Here is a 14,979-nt window from a genome sequence, read left to right on the forward strand (position 1 = left end):
AAGGATACAGTGCAAGCAGACTCGACGGCCGGGCTTGCGTGAAGCCTTCACGATCGTTTGTCGGCGTCCCCGCGGTCATTGCGCCGCCGCATTCGCAGGGCTACAGACCCATACTCGGAACCAAACTCAACTCTGAGTCCTTGAAGCTTCAGCCTGCGTCAAATGGATCCAAAGTGGGACGATGATTCAGGTCCGCGTTTCCAATTTCGACACGTTTCGGGGTTAACAACAGTCCCATGACGCTGCGCACTTCTCTCCTTATTTCGCTTGGGGCCTCTCTGCTCGCCGTGTCCGCTCACGCGCAGACGATCCCCGGTCGCTATTATCTCCCCTCGTCGGACGATGAGGAGACGGGTGCCATCACGTCCGAGGCGCCGCCGGCCGCCCTGCCGCAGCAGGGCCCGGCAGGTTCGGTTCCCGGCTATGACGATCCCTATGCGCGGCCGGCCCGCCGCAGCGATGCCGTCGAGAGCGCGCCGATCTCGGCCCCCGTCGGCGCGCCGCAGGCCACCTATGCCCCGCAGGTGCCCTACACCGCGCAGCAGACCCCCGCCTACAATACCCAGCAGGGCTATGCGCAGCCGTCCGGCGCGCAGACCGGCTCGCAGCCCATGTCCATCGCCCCGCAGGGTGGCTATGCGACGGCCCCGGCGGCGCAGGGCGCCGGCCAGACCGCGAGCTACGGCCAGCCGCAGCCCGGCCAGCAGCAGATCTATATCCAGGGTCCGAACGGCGGCCAGCCGGTCGCCGTGGCGCCGCAGGGCAGCGCTCCGGGCTACAACCCGCGCACCGGCTACATGCCGCCGCAGAGCTACGAGCAGCAGCAGGCCAGCCGCGGCCAGGCCAACCCCTCCGCGGGCTATGTGGTCCAGCCGCAGCCGGGTTCGGTGCAGGCCGCCCAGGGCGGCGTCCAGCCGCCGGCCGGCGTGTACAGCCCGAACGCCGCCGTGGTGCCCGGCACCGCCGAGGCGCCGTCCGGCCCGCGCATCGAGGACGTCGATCCCAGCGAGCCGGTGCCGGATCGCTTCCGCCGCCAGACGGTGGACTATGTGACCTCGCAGCCCGCCGGCACGATCGTCATCGATACGCCGAACACCTACCTTTATTACGTGATGGGTGGCGGCAAGGCGATCCGCTACGGCATCGGCGTGGGCCGCGACGGCTTCACCTGGGCCGGCACGGAGAAGATCACCCGCAAGGCGGAATGGGCCGACTGGCGCCCGCCGGCGGAGATGATCCAGCGCCAGCCCTACCTGCCGCGCTTCATGGCCGGCGGCCCGGGCAACCCGCTCGGTGCCCGCACGCTCTATCTGGGCGGCACAGTCTACCGCATCCACGGCACCAACGAGCCGCAGACCATCGGCAAGTTCGTGTCCTCGGGCTGCTTCCGCATGCTGAACAACGACGTGGAAGACCTGTTCGACCGCGTCAACGTGGGCACCAAGGTGGTGATCCTGCCGAAGAGCGGCGGCGCCCAGGCCAACGCCCAGCGCTGAACCCATTCGTTTCGATGCAGAAGGGCGCGCCTCCGGCGCGCCCTTTTTGTTTCTTGCGCCCGGCGAAGGGTGCTACGCCCTCCCCCGGAGGTGCGGCGATGGCGCTGATCGTGAGAGACCCGGTGGCCGGCGACGAGGCCGAATGGCGGCGGCTCTGGGCCGGCTATAACGACTTCTACCGGGCCGATGTGCCGGACGAGGTCACCAGCTACACCTGGGCCCGCGTGCTCGACCCCGCCTCCCCTCTGTTCGGTCTCGTGGCCGAACTGGACGGCCGGCTCGCCGGCATGGCCTTGTGCGTGCAGCACGAGGGCACCTGGAGCCTGACCGGCCTGTGCTATCTGGAAGACCTGTTCGTCGACCCCGAGGCGCGCGGCGCCGGCGTCGGCCGGGCGCTGATGGACCATCTGGTGGCGCTGTGCCGCGCCCAGGGCTGGTCCGACCTCTACTGGCACACCCGCGACACCAACACGGCCGCGCGCAGCCTCTATGACACGTATGTCGCCGCCGACGACCATGTGCGCTACCGCATGGAGCTGGACCGGGACTAGAACCCGCGCCGGTCAGGCCGCCGCGCGCGGCTTGTCCGCCAGGGCGCGATAGGCCAGCGCCTCGGCGAGGTGGGCGCGCCCCAGCGTCTCCGCGCCTTCGAGATCGGCCAGCGTGCGGGCGACCTTGAGCACCCGGTGATAGCCGCGGGCGGACAGGCGCATGGCGTCCGCCGCGTCGCGCAGCAGCGCCTGCCCCGCTCCGTCCGGCCGCGCCATCTCATCCAGCAGCGGGCCGGTGGCTTCCGCATTGACCGCAAGGTCCGGCCGGCCGAGGGCGGCAAAGCGCTCGCGCTGCACCACGCGGGCGGCGGCGACGCGGGCCGCCACTTCCGCCGAACCTTCGACCGGGGCCGGCAGCACGAGATCCGCCGCCGTCACCGCCGGCACCTCCAGATGGATGTCGATGCGGTCGAGGAAAGGACCCGACAGCCGGCCCTGGTATTCGTCGGCGCAGCGCGGCCCGCGCTTGCACACGAAGCCCGGCTCGCCGGCCCGGCCGCACTTGCACGGATTCATCGCGGCGACGAGCTGGAAGCGGGCGGGATAGGTGACACGATGGTTGGCGCGGGCGATCAGCACCTCGCCGGTCTCCATGGGCTGGCGCAGGCTGTCCAGCACCTGGGGGGTGAATTCCGGCAGTTCGTCCAGGAACAGCACGCCGAGATGGGCCAGCGACACCTCGCCCGGCCGCGCCTTCAGCCCGCCACCCACCATGGCGGCCATGGAGGCTGAGTGATGCGGCGCACGGAACGGCCGTCGGTCCACCAGTGCTCCGTCCTCGATGGCGTTGGCCACCGAGGCCACCATGGACACCGCCAGCATCTCGGCCGGCGCCAGCGGCGGCAGGATGGACGGCAGGCGTTGCGCCAGCATGGACTTGCCCGAGCCGGGCGGGCCCACATAGAGCAGGTTGTGCCCCCCGGCGGCGGCCACCTCCAGGGCACGCTTGGCGATCTCCTGGCCTTTCACGTCGCGCAGGTCGAGGCCGCCCGCGCGGGCATCGCGCAGGCGCGGATCGGGCCGCGCCAGCACCTGCCGGCCGGTGACGTGGTTGGCCAGCTGGATCAGCGAGGACGGCGCCAGGATCTGCATGTCCGGGCTCGCCCAGGCGGCTTCCGCCCCACAGGCGGCCGGGCAGATGAGGCCATGGCCGCGTGCATTGGCGCCGATCGCCGCCGGCAGCACGCCCGCCACCGCGGCGATGGAGCCGTCGAGCCCCAGTTCCCCCACCACGGTGAAGCCGCTGAGCGCATCGGACGGAATGGCGCCGATGGCCGCCATCAGGCCGAGCGCGATGGGCAGGTCGTAATGCGAGCCTTCCTTCGGCAGGTCGGCGGGCGCGAGGTTCACGGTGATGCGGCGGGCGGGCAGGGCAAGGCCCGAAGCGATGAGCGCGGCGCGCACCCGCTCCTTGGCCTCGGTCACCGCCTTGTCGGGCAGGCCGACGATGGTGAAGGCCGGCAGCCCGGCGGCCACATGCACCTGCACGTCCACGGGACGCGCATCCACGCCCTCGAAGGCGACCGTTGCCACCCGCTGGATCACGCCCGCGCCCCCAAAGCCCCAAGCTCGCCTTACGGTAGTGGAGGCGGCCGGGGCGCACAAGAACGGATTGGGAACGCCCGTTGACGGGGCCTTTATGTACGCGGACGGCCTTCCCGATCGCGCCTTTATGCCAGGCGGGGGGATAAGACGGCGGAAAGGTGCTTCCCATGCCCTACCGTCCCACGCCCTACCGTTCGCCCGCCGCTCTCACCGCGCTTGTCGTTCACCGCGCCGCCCACGCGCGGCTGCCCGTCGGCATCCCCGGCACGCTGATGCGCATGGCGCTCAAGCTTGCGGTCCTGGCGCCGCTGGTGCTCGGTGCCTTCGCCCTGCGCTACGCGGCGATGCTCTTTCAGCCCTGAACCGCGCGGGGGTTGAGATCGACGGCCCGGGCGACGAAGTCGTCCGCCAGGAAAGGCGGCTGCTTGTAGAAGCCGGCCAGCCAGCTCGCCAGCAGGCACAGTTCCTCAAGCCTGACCAGTTCGTCCAGCGCATCGTCCGGAAAGCGGATCTGGAAGGCCTCGCTGACGATTTCCATCACCTGCTCGACCTGCTCGGCGTCGAGCCCGAGATCTTTCTCGATGGTGGCGTGGCGGGTCAGCTGTTCTTCCGGAATGCCATAGTCGTCGCGGATCAGCTTCACGATCCAGCGGAACATGTTCATCCAGTTCTTGACGTCTTCCGAGCCGCGCATGCCCTCTCCCACGCCCGAGTTCGACAGGCGCCCGTACCGTCTCCTCGCACGCGTAGCATGCGGAGCTTGGCTCCAGCTTGCGCATCCGCAACAAGATCCGGCTTCAGGGCGCGAAGGGGGTGAGCACGACGAGCTTGCTCCGCCCGCCCGGCAGGGGCACCAGGGTCACCTGCTCGAACTGCACCAGCGCCCCTTCCGCGTCGCGGAACAGGCGCAGCCCGCCCTCGCGGCCGAGCACCGCCTGGGCTTCCCACAGGCGCGCGAACAGCGGCGCGCCGGCCTTGAGCTCGGCGACGAGCATGGCAAGCGCCGGTTCGGCCATGTGCCGGGAGGTGTCGGCGCGGAATTCCGCCAGCACGCGGCGCGCCCGCTCCGCATGGTCGGGGATCAGCGCCACCGCCGCCGGCGACAGGAAGATGAAACGCAGCAGGTTGCGCTCGGCCGCCCCGTCCAGCCAGCCCCGGAACAGCTCCGCCGCCGGGCCGTTCCAGGCCCGCGCGGTCCAGGCGCCGTCCAGCATGTAGGCGGGATAGGGCAGGGCCTCGATCATCCGCAGCAGGGGGTTCAGCGTGCCGGGCGGGTCCTCGCCGGGCGGCTCCGGATCCTCGCGGCCGGCAAGGTCGAACAGATAGGCCCGCTCGGCCGGCGACAGCCCGAAGGCCCGCGCCAGGCGCGCCACCGCGGACGCCGAGAGCGACACGTCGCGCGCCTGCTCGATCCAGGTGTACCAGGTGGCGCTGAGGCCGGCGATCTGCGCCATCTCCTCCCGCCGCAAGCCCGGCGTGCGGCGCCGGCGCAGGTCGAGGAAGCCATGGCCGGCGGGATCGAGCCGCTCGCGCTGAGCCCGGACGAAGCCGGCGAGCGCCCGGCGGCGGGCCATATCGGGTGCGGTGATCATGGTGGCGTTTATACCAGGATAAGATTGATCCTGGCACCTGTTTACGGGCGGGCCTAGCACAGCGGAGCCGCCGCTTGGCGACCGCCGCGACGCCGCCGGACGGCTTGCCCGTCCGATGGCGTCGCGGTGAAGATGCCCGTCACATCGGTCAGCGCCCGCAGGGCCGATCAAGAGGAAAGATGTCCATGTCCCATCCCGCCCGCCCCGGCCACGAGGGCCACGTCTCCGCCCAGTTCAGCCCCCAGGCCCAGGCCTATGTGGCAAGCGAGGTCCACGCCAAGGGCGCCGATCTCGCGGCGCTGGCGGCCCGGCTCGCCGGGGCCGGGGTCGGGCGCCTGCTGGATCTCGGCTGCGGCGGCGGCCATGTGAGCTTCACCGCCGCCCCGCACGTGGGCGCGGTGGTCGCCTACGATCTGTCGGCGGAGATGCTGGCGGCGGTGGCCGGCGAAGCCGCGGCGCGGGGGCTGGCGAATATCGAGACCGTGCGCGGCGTGGCGGAGGAACTGCCGTTCCCGGACGCGAGCTTCGACGTGGTGGTCTCGCGCTACAGCGCCCACCACTGGCGCGACCTCGGCGCGGGCCTGCGCCAGGCGCGGCGGGTGGTGAAGCCGGCCGGCACGGTGATCTTCATGGATGTGGTGGCGCCGCCCACCCCGCTGCTCGACACTTTCGTCCAGAGCATTGAGCTGCTGCGCGACACCTCCCATGTGCGGGACTATTCGGTGGCGCAGTGGACGGCGGCGGCGGAGGTCGCCGGGCTGGTGCTGAAGGGGGTGGAGACGCGGCGCCTCAAGCTGGAGTTCGCCTCCTGGATCGCCCGCATGAAGACGCCGCCGGTGCTGGCGGCGGCGATCCGCGCGCTGGAGGAAAGCGCCTCCGGGCCGGTGCGCGACTATTTCGAGATCGAGCCGGACGGCACCTTCACGCTCGACACCGCCAGCCTCGTCTTCGCCCCGGCATGACGCCGGAGGCCCCGGTCAATGGCCGGGGCCGTACGGGGGCGCCTATTTCTTCTCCAGCAGCACGGTGCCCTGCTTCTGGATCAGGTCCTTGATCTTGGTGCCGGCCAGATGGAGCAGATAGGGCAGCTCGACGGCGAGATGCACCGCATCCTCCGCCACGTCGATCTGCCCCGCGGCCTGCTGGCCCATGGCCGCCACCTTGAAGTCCAGGTGGGCGTCGGTCCAGGTGTCCTCGACGATCGTGATCTTGTCGCCGAACTTCTCCCGCAGCAGGCTGGTGCCCTTCTGCAGGCGGCGCACCGCCTCCTCGCGGCCGAGGCTGTGAGGGACGGAAACGGTGAGCGGTGCAGCCATGCGAGGCTCCTTGCCGGGCGGATGACCCGCTTGTGCCAGTGACAATGTGCGCACGCCCTCAGGCGCCGCGCTTTTCCTCGATCTTGTCCCAGATCTGGACGGCGATGTCCGGCCCGCCCAGGCGCTTGATGGCGCGCAGGCCGGTGGGCGAGGTGACGTTGATCTCGGTCAGGTTGCCGTCGATCACGTCGATGCCCACGAACAGCAGCCCCATCTTGCGCAGCGAGGGGCCGATGCGGGTGCAGATCTCCTTCTCCCGGTCGGTGAGGTCGGTGGGCCGTGCCGCCCCGCCACGCACCATGTTGGAGCGCAGGTCGCCCTCGCTCGGCACGCGGTTCACCGCTCCCGCCGCCTCGCCATCCACCAGGATGATGCGCTTGTCGCCATGCTTCACGGCGGGGAGGAAGCGCTGGATCACCCATGGCTCGCGGAAAGTCACAGCGAAGAAATCATAGAGCGAGCCGAAATTGAGGTCATCCTCGGTGAGGCGAAACACGGCGCCGCCGCCGTGCCCGTAGAGCGGCTTCATCACCACGTCCTTGAACTCGGCGCGGAACGCCTTGATCTCGTCGAGGTCGCGGGTGATCAGCGTCGGCGGCATCAGGTCGGGAAATTCGGTGACGAAGATCTTCTCCGGCGCGTTGCGCACATGGGCCGGGTCGTTCACCACCAGGGTCTTGGGGTGGATGCGCTCCAGAAGGTGCGTCGTCGTCACATAGGCCATGTCGAACGGCGGGTCCTGGCGCAGCAGCACCACGTCGTAATCCGACAGCGCCACGCGGCGCTTCTCGCCCAATTGGAAATGCTTGCCCACCTCGTCCGCCACGGTGAGCGGCTCGATGGTGGCGAACACCTGGCCGTCGCGCATGGCGAGGCGCTCGGGCGTGTAGTGGACCAGGGAATGGCCCCGGCGCTGGGCTTCCAGCAGCAAGGCAAAGGTGGAATCGCCCGCCACATTGATGTGGGCGATATGGTCCATCTGGACCGCGACCTGAAGGCTCATGGGATGCTCCGGCGGATGCCCGGAAAGGGGTGTCCCCTGTTATCTATCGCCCCCGGCGGCCCACCGCCAGACCGGCGCGGCGTTTTGCGGCCGCGCGGCGCCTTCCGGGCCGCAGCCCCGGCGGCCGCCTCAGGGCGCAGCGGCTTCCGCGGCCGGGGCGGCAGCCAGCGCATCCATGCGGGCCCGCTCCTTCTGGAAGGCGGCGACGACATCGCCCTGGAGGATGCGCCCGCCCGCCAGCTTCACGCGGGTGGGGTCGGCATAATGGCCGTTGATCTTCAGTTCGTAATAGAGATGCGGCCCGGTGGAGAGGCCGGTGGAGCCCACATAGGCGATGGTCTGGCCCTGGCGCACCCGCTGGCCCACCTTCAGGCTGGAAGGGAAGCCGGCCACATGGGCATAGGTGGTCTCGTAGCCGCCGTCGTGCCGCAGCCGCACATATTTGCCGTAGCCGCTCTCGTAATCGATCTTCTCCACCACGCCGGACCCCGCCGCCACGATGGGCGAGCCCGCCGGCCCGGCATAATCCACGCCGTTGTGGAACCGCCGGTCGCCGAGGATCGGATGGACACGCCAGCCGAAACCATCGCCCAGCCGCCCGTTGGCGAACGGCTTGCGCAGCAGCAGCTTGGTCAGCGAGCGGCCGTCGGCGTCGTAATAGTCCACCGCGCCGTCGTCGGGGGTCTTGAAGCGATAATAGCGCCGCGTCCGGCCATCCACCTTCAGCGCGGCGAAGGCGATCTCCTGACGGAACTCCTCCTGCCGGCTGTCGTCCCGCTCCGGCGGCGCATAGACGAGGTCGATGCTGTCCGTGGCGGCGAGCGGGGCATCGAGGTTCACGTCATGGTCGGCGAGGCGTACCAGCTCATCCACCAGCCCTTCGTCGACCACCTTGGCGTCGGCGAGGCGATAGAGCCCGTCGCGCACGGTCACGCCATCGAGCAGCGCCGGGTCGATCTCATCCGCGCCCGCCGGAGCCGCGGCCTGCCGGGGCGGATCCGGCGGCAGGGGCACATAGGCGCCGGCATCCGTCGCGGCGAGCCGGGCCAGCGTCGCCGTGCCGCGCACCAGGCGGACCTTCAGCGGCCGCGCCGCCCGCCCCTCCAGGGCGGCGGGCTCGGACAGCACGATCTCCTCGCCGCCGCCGAAGCTGGAGCGGAAGCCGAAGGGGCCGCGCCGCAGCGCCGTGGCCAGGGCCTGCGCGTCCTCGGTATCGACCCCGGCGGCGCGCAGCATGTCCTCCGGCGTATCGCCGGATTTCGCCACCAGCACCCGGTCGGCCAGGATGGGGACGGCCTCGCCCTTCGCCAGCACGGAGACATTCTCCGGCACGCCGATGGCGCTGGTGTCGTCTTCGAACATGGCGAAGCCCGGCGCCGCAGGGGGTGGGGGCGGCGGAGGCGGCACGGAGGCGCCCTGCAGGATCTCCGGCGGCAAATGGACGGGCGGGGGCGGCGCCGGCGCAAATCCGAGGGCCGCGCCGGGCGGCGGCGCGGCCGCCGGGGCGCGCCGCGCCATGGCGCCGAGCGCGAGGTCAGCCACCGCTTGCGCCTCCTGCGCCCGGGTGCGGGCGCCCTTCACCCCGTCGCGCCGGGCACTGGCCAGAGCGGCCGGCGGCAGCGGCGGAGGCTCATCCTCGGCGACGGGCTGGGCCTCGGGCGGCGGACGCCGCTGCGGCTGCGGCACGTCCGGCGTTGCCGCCACCACCGCCGCGAGCTTCGCCGCCACGTGGGTGAAGGCATGCATGCCGGAGGCGGTCAGTTGCTCCACCTTCAGCTCGCGCGAGAGATCGCGCCTGGCCGCACGCATGGCCTCCAGATGCAGCCGGTCGCCGCGGGGCTTGTCGAGCGGGCGCCGGCTCAGGAGGCGGGCGGCGAGGATCGGGCGCGAGACATGGCGGCTGTCGCGGCTGATGGACGCGAACAGTGCGCCGCACATGAGCGCCAGGGCCACCGCTCCCATGAGGCCGGTGGCGGACAGCCAGCGCGCGTTGAACCGGCGGCGCTCCGGCCCCGTCCCCGCCTCGCGGTGCTCAAGCCCGTCGAGGCCCAGCGGCGGGGCCTCCCACAGCGGAACGGCAGAACCGGCCTGCAATGCGGCGCCTCAGCCGGCCGCGCGCGAGGCGCCGCGCGACCATCGCGAAGCCCTGGCATCGACCCGCCGTATCCGCTGCCTGTCCATGCCGCTGCCGCCTCTCGCCTGGTCCGTTGCCGGCGCGCAGAGCCGAGCCGCAAGGCGGCCCCGGTCTGCCGCAAACGCACGACGTCGCGCGCAAAGCGCCATCGCAATGTGGCGTCCGTGGGGCTTCCGCTGGGGCGTGACCCAGCGGCACGGCGGGGGATCGCCTGCGGACCGCAGGCCGGCTAGTCTGTCCATCCTTGGCACCGGACGCGGTCCGGCCCGCCCAGAGACACGGCCATGGCGCAGGGCCGCGCACAGGAGATCCCCATGAGCTGGATGCCCTCCACCGACCCCGTCCTCGGCGATCCGCGCTCCTGCGATGCGTTGGAGCTGGTTATCGTGCCGCGCGTGCGCGACCTCGGCGATGGCTTCGCCGTGCGCCGCGCCCTGCCCCACGGCAAGCGGCAGATGGTCGGCCCGTTCATCTTCTTCGACCAGATGGGTCCGGTGCAGTTCCTGCCGGGCCAGGGGCTCGACGTGCGGCCCCACCCGCATATCGGGCTTGCCACCGTCACCTATCTGTTCGACGGCCGCATCATGCACCGGGACAGCGAGGGCAACGCGCTGGAGATCACCCCCGGGGCCATGAACCTGATGACCGCCGGGCGCGGCATCGCCCATTCCGAGCGCAGCCCGGCGGAGGCCCGCACCGGCACCCAGACCATGGCCGGCATCCAGAGCTGGATCGCCCTGCCGCAGGCGCTGGAGGAGGTCGCCCCCTCGTTCCAGCATTTCGCCGCCGCCGATTTGCCGGTGGTGGAGGATTGCGGCGTCACCGCGCGGGTGATCGCCGGCTCCGCCTTCGGCGCCCGCTCGCCGGTGACCATGGCCTCGGACTGGCTCTATGCGGAGGTGCTGCTGGACGCGGCAGCGCAGATCCCGCTCGATCCCGACACGGAGGAGCGCGCGGTCTATGTGGCGGACGGCGAGGTGGAGATCGCCGGCGACCGCTTCGAGGGGCCGCGCCTGCTCATCTTCCGCCCCGGCGACCGCATCACCATCCGCGCCTTGCGCGCCTCCCGCCTGATGCTGCTGGGCGGCACCGCGCTGGAAGGCCCGCGCTACATCTGGTGGAACTTCGTCTCCTCCCGCAAGGAGCGCATCCAGCAGGCCAAGGAGGACTGGAAGACCGGCCGCTTCGGACATGTGCCGGACGAGAGCGAATTCATCCCCTTGCCGGAATAGGCCGGATCCGCGCGCGGCTTGGTCTGCCGTCCGCCGGCTCCGGCGCAGCGTGCTCGAACAGGGAGGCTCACATGAGCGACGTGCCGAACGAGGGGAAAGTTCCGGCCCCCAGCCACCCCGAGGAGCTTACCGCCGACTGGGAGCTGAAGCTCGGCAAGCTGAACATCCACGCGCGAGCCCGATGCACGCCCGCCGGCATCGTGACCGCCGGCATCGCGGCGACCGCGATCCTGCTGGCGGTGCGCGCCCTCATCCGCGCCCGGCGCTGAGCGGGATCGACCGACGCAGCGAATGCCGCCTGGACGCGCAGGATGGCGATTTTCGACCTTAACGCGTCCCTGCGATTGACTGACTGACGAGTCAGTCATAACGTTCCGGCATGACCAGCCTGTCCCCCGCCCGTCGCCCGCACGACAAGGCCGCCCGCCGCGCCGACATCCTGGCGGCGGCGCTTGAGGTCTTCGCCGCCAACGGCTTCGCCAACGCGCGCCTGGACGACGTGGCGCGTGCGGCGGGGGTCGCCAAGGGCACCCTCTATCTCTATTTCGCGGACAAGCAGGCGCTGTTCGAGGGGCTCATCAAGGAGAATCTCGCGCCCATTCCCGACGTCGCTTCCGGCATGCTGAGCGCCTTCGAGGGATCGACGTCGGAATTGATCCGCGCCCTCGTCGCCCTGCTGCTGGCCCGCATCCAGACGCCCCAGGCGCGGCAGGTGATGCAATTGATGATCAGCGAGGGGCATCGCTTCCCCGACCTGGCGGCCTTCCATTATCGCGAGGTGGTCACGCCGGGTCTCGGCGTCGTCCGGGCCATCGTGGCGCGCGGCGTGGCGCGCGGCGAGATCCGGCGCGCGCCGCAGGCCGAGGCGCTGACCCGCCATCCGCAGGCGCTGTTCGCGCCCTTCCTTACCGCCGTGGTCTGGAACATGACCTTCGACAAGGTGGCGCCGCTCGACGAGGCGGCGTTCGCCGAGGACTACATCGCCCTGCTGCTGGGCGGCCTGAACGGCGGAGAGACGTCCTGATGCGTGCCCTTCGTCCGATCCCGCGTCTCGCCCTGCCGCTCTGCGCCCTCCTCGCCCTCGCCGCCTGCGGCGCCGAGGAGCCGCGCAGCTTCTCCGGCTATGTGGAAGGCGACCTGCTCTATATCGGCCCGCAGGAGGCCGGGCGCGTCCTCACCCTGCCGGTCCAGGAAGGCAGCCGCGTCACCGCCGGCGCCGTCGTGGCGAGGCTGGAGGACGACGTGCAGAAGGCCGACCTCGCCGCCGCCCAAGGCACGCTCGCGGAGGCGCAGGCCAAGCTCGCCAAGGCCAGGGCCGCCGCCCAGCGGCCGGAGGAGATCGCCATCCTCCAGGCCAGCGAGCGCCGCGCCACCACCGCCCTCGACCTCGCGCGCATCGAGCTGGAGCGCCAGAAGACGCTGGTGCCGAAGGGCGCCTCCTCCCAGGCCAATCTCGACACCGCCCAGCACACCTACGACCAGAACCAGGCCAGCCTGGACGAAATCCGCCGCCAGATCGACGTGGGCCGCATCGCCTCCCGCGACGAGGACATCGCCGCCGCCGACGCCGCCGCCCGCAGCGCGAGCGCCACCGCGGACGCCGCCGCCATCCGCCTCGCCCGCCGCACCCTGGTGACGCCGCAGGACGGACAGGTGCAGACACTCTATTACCGCGTGGGCGAGCTGGTGCCGGAGGGGCGCCCCGTGGTCTCCGTGCTCCCCCCCGGGCTGGTGAAGGTGCGCTTCTTCGTGCCCGAGGCGCAATTGCCCAAGGTGAAGATAGGCCAGCCCGTCGCCGTGTCCTGCGACGGCTGCCCGCCGCTGACGGCCGACGTCTCCTTCATCTCCGACAGCGCGGAATATACCCCACCGGTGATCTACAGCCGCGAGGAGCGCTCCAAGCTGGTCTATCTGGTGGAAGCCCGTCCGCGCGATCCGGCGCTGGCCCGGCCGGGCCAGCCGGTGACGGTCTCGCTGACGGGCACGCCATGACCGCGGCGGGCGCCTTCGCGCCGCCGGAGGTGGCGATCTCGGTGGAGGGGCTGAGCAAGAAGTTCGGCGACCGGCTGGTGGTGGACAACCTCACCATGAGCGTGCGGCGCGGCCAGATCTACGGCTTCCTCGGCCCCAACGGCTCGGGCAAGACCACCACCATCCGCATGCTCTGCGGCCTGCTGACCCCGGACGCCGGGCACGGCACCTGCCTCGGCCTCGACATCCGCACCCAGTCGCGCGAGATCCGGAAGCACGTGGGCTACATGACGCAGAAATTCTCGCTCTATACGGACCTCTCCGTGCGCGAGAATTTGGAGTTCGTCGCCCGCCTCTACGGCGTGCCCCGGCCGGAGGATGCCGCCCAGCAGGCGCTGGTGCGGCTCGGGCTGGAGGGGCGCGGCCGGCAATTGGCCGGTGAGCTCTCCGGCGGCTGGAAGCAGCGCCTCGCGCTCGGCGCCTGCATCCTGCCCGCGCCCCAGCTCCTGCTGCTGGACGAGCCCACCGCCGGCGTCGACCCGCAGGCACGCCGTGAATTCTGGGCCCAGATCCACGACCTGGCCGCCGAGGGCCTCACCGTGCTGGTCTCCACCCATTACATGGACGAGGCCGAACGCTGCCACGAGATCGCGTACATCGCCTATGGCCACCTGCTCGCCCGCGGCACGGTGGCGGAGGTGGTCGCCGGCTCCGGCCTCGTGACCTATGTGGTGGACGTCGCCCGCGACGGCCGCGATCCCGGCGCCGTCATCGCCGCGCTGAGCAAGGCACTCAGCGGGAACCCGGCGGTGAAGATGGTGGCGCCCTTCGGCATCAGCCTGCATGTCTCCGGCCATGACGCCGACGCCCTGGAGGCGGCGATCGCCCCGTTCCGGGCGCAGGAGGGCCTCTCCTGGCGGCGCGAGACCGCGACGCTGGAAGACGTGTTCATCGACCTGATGATGCGCTCCCAGGACATGCTGCGATGAGCGCGCCCCCCGACATCGCCGGCTTCTTCCGCCGCGTCGCCGCCATGGTGCGCAAGGAGTTCATCCAGCTGCGCCGCGACCGGGTGACGTTCGCCACCATGATCGCCATCCCGCTGCTCCAGCTCATCCTGTTCGGCTATGCCATCAACACCACGCCGCGCCACCTGCCCACCGCCGTGCTGGTGCATGAGAACACCGCCGCCAGCCGGGCCATCCTGGCGGCGCTGAAGAACACCGCCTTCTTCAGCCTGACCCACGAGCCGGCCGACGATGCCGAGGCCGAGCACCTGATCCGCGGCGGCGACGTGCTGTTCCTCGTCGAGATCCCCGCCGGCTTCGAGCGCGCGCTGCGGCGCGGCGAGACGCCCCAGTTGCTCGTGGCGGCGGACGCCACCGACCCGGTGGCCTCGGGCAATGCGCTCGGCGCTCTCTCCGGCGTCGTGTCCAGCGCGCTGGCCCGCGAGCGCTTCGTGGATGCCGCCGGCACCGCCCCGTTCGAGATCGTCCAGCACCGGCGCTACAATCCCGCCGGCACCTCGCAGCTCAACATCGTGCCGGGCCTGCTCGGCACCATCCTCACCATGACCATGCTCATCTTCACCGCCTTGTCGGTGACCCGGGAGACCGAGCGCGGCACCATGGAGAGCCTGCTCTCCATGCCCATCCATCCGGTGGAGATCATGCTGGGCAAGATCATCCCCTATGTGCTGGTGGGGGTGATGCAGGGGGTTCTGATCCTCGGTGCCGGGATGATCCTGTTCTCGGTGCCGCTGGAAGGCAGCCTGCTGCTGCTCTCGGCCGGGACGCTGCTGTTCATCACCGCCAACCTCGCCACCGGCTACACCTTCTCCACCCTGGCGCAGAACCAGCTCCAGGCGGTGCAGATGACCTTCATGTACTTCCTGCCCAACATCCTCCTGTCCGGCTTCATGTTCCCCTTCGCCGGCATGCCGGTGTGGGCGCAGTGGATTTCCGAATGCCTGCCGCTCACCCATTACCTGCGCATGGTGCGCGGCATCCTGTTGAAGAATGCGGGCTTCGCCGACCTCCAGTCGGACATCGCCATCCTCGCCGTCCTGATGCTGGTGTCCATGGGCATCGCCGTGGCCCGCTTCCGCCAGACGCTGGATTGAGCGGGAGCCGGCCGCGC

At 70.9% G+C, this 14,979-nt stretch carries 16 protein-coding genes; 10 read left to right on the forward strand and 6 right to left on the reverse strand.

Going from position 1 to position 14,979, the window contains the following annotated elements; all coding sequences use genetic code 11:
* Positions 1 to 287: 287 nt before the first annotated feature.
* Both YU1_RS32565 and YU1_RS0106620 read left to right on the forward strand, forming a co-directional pair.
* Positions 288 to 1,496, forward strand: coding sequence for a L,D-transpeptidase (locus YU1_RS32565; RefSeq protein ID WP_245263248.1), 1,209 nt, complete (start codon positions 288 to 290; stop codon positions 1,494 to 1,496).
* Between the two features lie 98 nt (positions 1,497 to 1,594).
* A complete protein-coding gene (locus tag YU1_RS0106620; RefSeq protein ID WP_029003400.1) occupies positions 1,595 to 2,047 on the forward strand; it encodes a GNAT family N-acetyltransferase in 453 nt (150 codons plus the stop codon).
* 12 nt (positions 2,048 to 2,059) lie between these two features.
* Here YU1_RS0106620 and YU1_RS0106625 read toward each other — a convergent pair whose 3' ends face one another.
* On the reverse strand, positions 2,060 to 3,592 hold the full coding sequence (locus YU1_RS0106625) for a YifB family Mg chelatase-like AAA ATPase (protein ID WP_029003401.1): 1,533 nt from the start codon (positions 3,590 to 3,592) through the stop codon (positions 2,060 to 2,062).
* Positions 3,593 to 3,759: 167 nt separating this feature from the next.
* On the opposite strand from YU1_RS0106625, the gene YU1_RS0106630 reads away from it, so the two are divergent.
* Complete coding sequence (locus tag YU1_RS0106630) at positions 3,760 to 3,954, forward strand: hypothetical protein (protein ID WP_029003402.1); 195 nt, start codon at positions 3,760 to 3,762, stop codon at positions 3,952 to 3,954.
* Here YU1_RS0106630 and YU1_RS0106635 read toward each other — a convergent pair.
* On the reverse strand, positions 3,945 to 4,286 hold the full coding sequence (locus YU1_RS0106635) for an acyl carrier protein (protein ID WP_029003403.1): 342 nt from the start codon (positions 4,284 to 4,286) through the stop codon (positions 3,945 to 3,947). The two genes, YU1_RS0106630 and YU1_RS0106635, sit on opposite strands and share 10 nt — an antisense overlap.
* Before the next feature lie 103 nt (positions 4,287 to 4,389).
* Positions 4,390 to 5,184 (reverse strand): helix-turn-helix transcriptional regulator, encoded by a 795-nt coding sequence (locus tag YU1_RS0106640; RefSeq protein WP_029003404.1) that lies wholly within the window; start codon positions 5,182 to 5,184, stop codon positions 4,390 to 4,392.
* 179 nt (positions 5,185 to 5,363) lie between these two features.
* On the opposite strand from YU1_RS0106640, the gene YU1_RS0106645 reads away from it, so the two are divergent.
* Entirely contained in the window at positions 5,364 to 6,146 is a 783-nt protein-coding gene (locus YU1_RS0106645; protein WP_051356573.1) for a class I SAM-dependent methyltransferase, read from the forward strand.
* Between the two features lie 42 nt (positions 6,147 to 6,188).
* Here the strand turns inward: YU1_RS0106645 and YU1_RS0106650 are convergent, their stop codons facing one another.
* The 3 genes from YU1_RS0106650 to YU1_RS31810 form a co-directional block, all read right to left on the reverse strand.
* A complete protein-coding gene (locus YU1_RS0106650) occupies positions 6,189 to 6,500 on the reverse strand; it encodes a polyhydroxyalkanoic acid system family protein (RefSeq protein ID WP_029003406.1) in 312 nt (103 codons plus the stop codon).
* Positions 6,501 to 6,558: 58 nt separating this feature from the next.
* Positions 6,559 to 7,503, reverse strand: coding sequence for a glutathione synthase (gene gshB / locus YU1_RS0106655; RefSeq protein WP_029003407.1), 945 nt, complete (start codon positions 7,501 to 7,503; stop codon positions 6,559 to 6,561).
* A gap of 129 nt (positions 7,504 to 7,632) precedes the next feature.
* A complete protein-coding gene (locus tag YU1_RS31810; protein WP_051356574.1) occupies positions 7,633 to 9,597 on the reverse strand; it encodes a M23 family metallopeptidase in 1,965 nt (654 codons plus the stop codon).
* Positions 9,598 to 9,951: 354 nt separating this feature from the next.
* Between YU1_RS31810 and YU1_RS0106665 the strand changes: the two genes are divergently transcribed.
* From YU1_RS0106665 to YU1_RS0106690, 6 genes are all read left to right on the forward strand, one after another.
* Positions 9,952 to 10,869, forward strand: coding sequence for a pirin family protein (locus YU1_RS0106665; RefSeq protein ID WP_029003408.1), 918 nt, complete (start codon positions 9,952 to 9,954; stop codon positions 10,867 to 10,869).
* A 71-nt stretch (positions 10,870 to 10,940) separates the two neighbouring features.
* A complete protein-coding gene (locus YU1_RS28300) occupies positions 10,941 to 11,138 on the forward strand; it encodes a hypothetical protein (RefSeq protein ID WP_035714235.1) in 198 nt (65 codons plus the stop codon).
* Positions 11,139 to 11,248: 110 nt separating this feature from the next.
* Positions 11,249 to 11,893 carry a TetR/AcrR family transcriptional regulator gene (locus tag YU1_RS0106675; RefSeq protein WP_029003409.1) on the forward strand — a complete coding sequence of 215 codons (645 nt, stop codon included), beginning with the start codon at positions 11,249 to 11,251 and terminating at the stop codon, positions 11,891 to 11,893.
* Complete coding sequence (locus YU1_RS0106680) at positions 11,893 to 12,861, forward strand: HlyD family secretion protein (protein WP_035714239.1); 969 nt, start codon at positions 11,893 to 11,895, stop codon at positions 12,859 to 12,861. Before YU1_RS0106675 ends, YU1_RS0106680 begins: the two co-directional genes overlap by 1 nt.
* The gene (locus tag YU1_RS0106685) at positions 12,858 to 13,829 is read left to right on the forward strand and encodes an ABC transporter ATP-binding protein (RefSeq protein WP_029003411.1); all 972 of its coding nucleotides are present in this window, start codon (positions 12,858 to 12,860) and stop codon (positions 13,827 to 13,829) included. The genes YU1_RS0106680 and YU1_RS0106685 overlap by 4 nt, the downstream gene beginning before the upstream one ends.
* Positions 13,826 to 14,962: an ABC transporter permease gene (locus YU1_RS0106690; RefSeq protein WP_029003412.1), complete on the forward strand. Its 1,137-nt coding sequence runs from the start codon at positions 13,826 to 13,828 to the stop codon at positions 14,960 to 14,962. The genes YU1_RS0106685 and YU1_RS0106690 overlap by 4 nt, the downstream gene beginning before the upstream one ends.
* The last annotated feature ends 17 nt before the right edge of the window (positions 14,963 to 14,979 follow it).

This window comes from Azorhizobium doebereinerae UFLA1-100 (assembly GCF_000473085.1).
Lineage (GTDB): Bacteria > Pseudomonadota > Alphaproteobacteria > Rhizobiales > Xanthobacteraceae > Azorhizobium > Azorhizobium doebereinerae.

What these genes read in the sequence shown, in the direction of transcription:
- YU1_RS0106685 (WP_029003411.1), top strand. Translation starts at nt 12,858, where the DNA reads ATGACCGCGGCGGGCGCCTTCGCGCCGCCGGAGGTGGCGATCTCGGTG.
- YU1_RS0106635 (WP_029003403.1), bottom strand. Translation starts at nt 4,286, where the DNA reads ATGCGCGGCTCGGAAGACGTCAAGAACTGGATGAACATGTTCCGCTGG.
- YU1_RS0106690 (WP_029003412.1), top strand. Translation starts at nt 13,826, where the DNA reads ATGAGCGCGCCCCCCGACATCGCCGGCTTCTTCCGCCGCGTCGCCGCC.
- YU1_RS0106675 (WP_029003409.1), top strand. Translation starts at nt 11,249, where the DNA reads ATGACCAGCCTGTCCCCCGCCCGTCGCCCGCACGACAAGGCCGCCCGC.
- gshB (WP_029003407.1), bottom strand. Translation starts at nt 7,503, where the DNA reads ATGAGCCTTCAGGTCGCGGTCCAGATGGACCATATCGCCCACATCAAT.
- YU1_RS0106680 (WP_035714239.1), top strand. Translation starts at nt 11,893, where the DNA reads ATGCGTGCCCTTCGTCCGATCCCGCGTCTCGCCCTGCCGCTCTGCGCC.
- YU1_RS0106645 (WP_051356573.1), top strand. Translation starts at nt 5,364, where the DNA reads ATGTCCATGTCCCATCCCGCCCGCCCCGGCCACGAGGGCCACGTCTCC.
- YU1_RS0106665 (WP_029003408.1), top strand. Translation starts at nt 9,952, where the DNA reads ATGAGCTGGATGCCCTCCACCGACCCCGTCCTCGGCGATCCGCGCTCC.
- YU1_RS0106640 (WP_029003404.1), bottom strand. Translation starts at nt 5,184, where the DNA reads ATGATCACCGCACCCGATATGGCCCGCCGCCGGGCGCTCGCCGGCTTC.
- YU1_RS0106620 (WP_029003400.1), top strand. Translation starts at nt 1,595, where the DNA reads ATGGCGCTGATCGTGAGAGACCCGGTGGCCGGCGACGAGGCCGAATGG.
- YU1_RS28300 (WP_035714235.1), top strand. Translation starts at nt 10,941, where the DNA reads ATGAGCGACGTGCCGAACGAGGGGAAAGTTCCGGCCCCCAGCCACCCC.
- YU1_RS0106630 (WP_029003402.1), top strand. Translation starts at nt 3,760, where the DNA reads ATGCCCTACCGTCCCACGCCCTACCGTTCGCCCGCCGCTCTCACCGCG.
- YU1_RS0106650 (WP_029003406.1), bottom strand. Translation starts at nt 6,500, where the DNA reads ATGGCTGCACCGCTCACCGTTTCCGTCCCTCACAGCCTCGGCCGCGAG.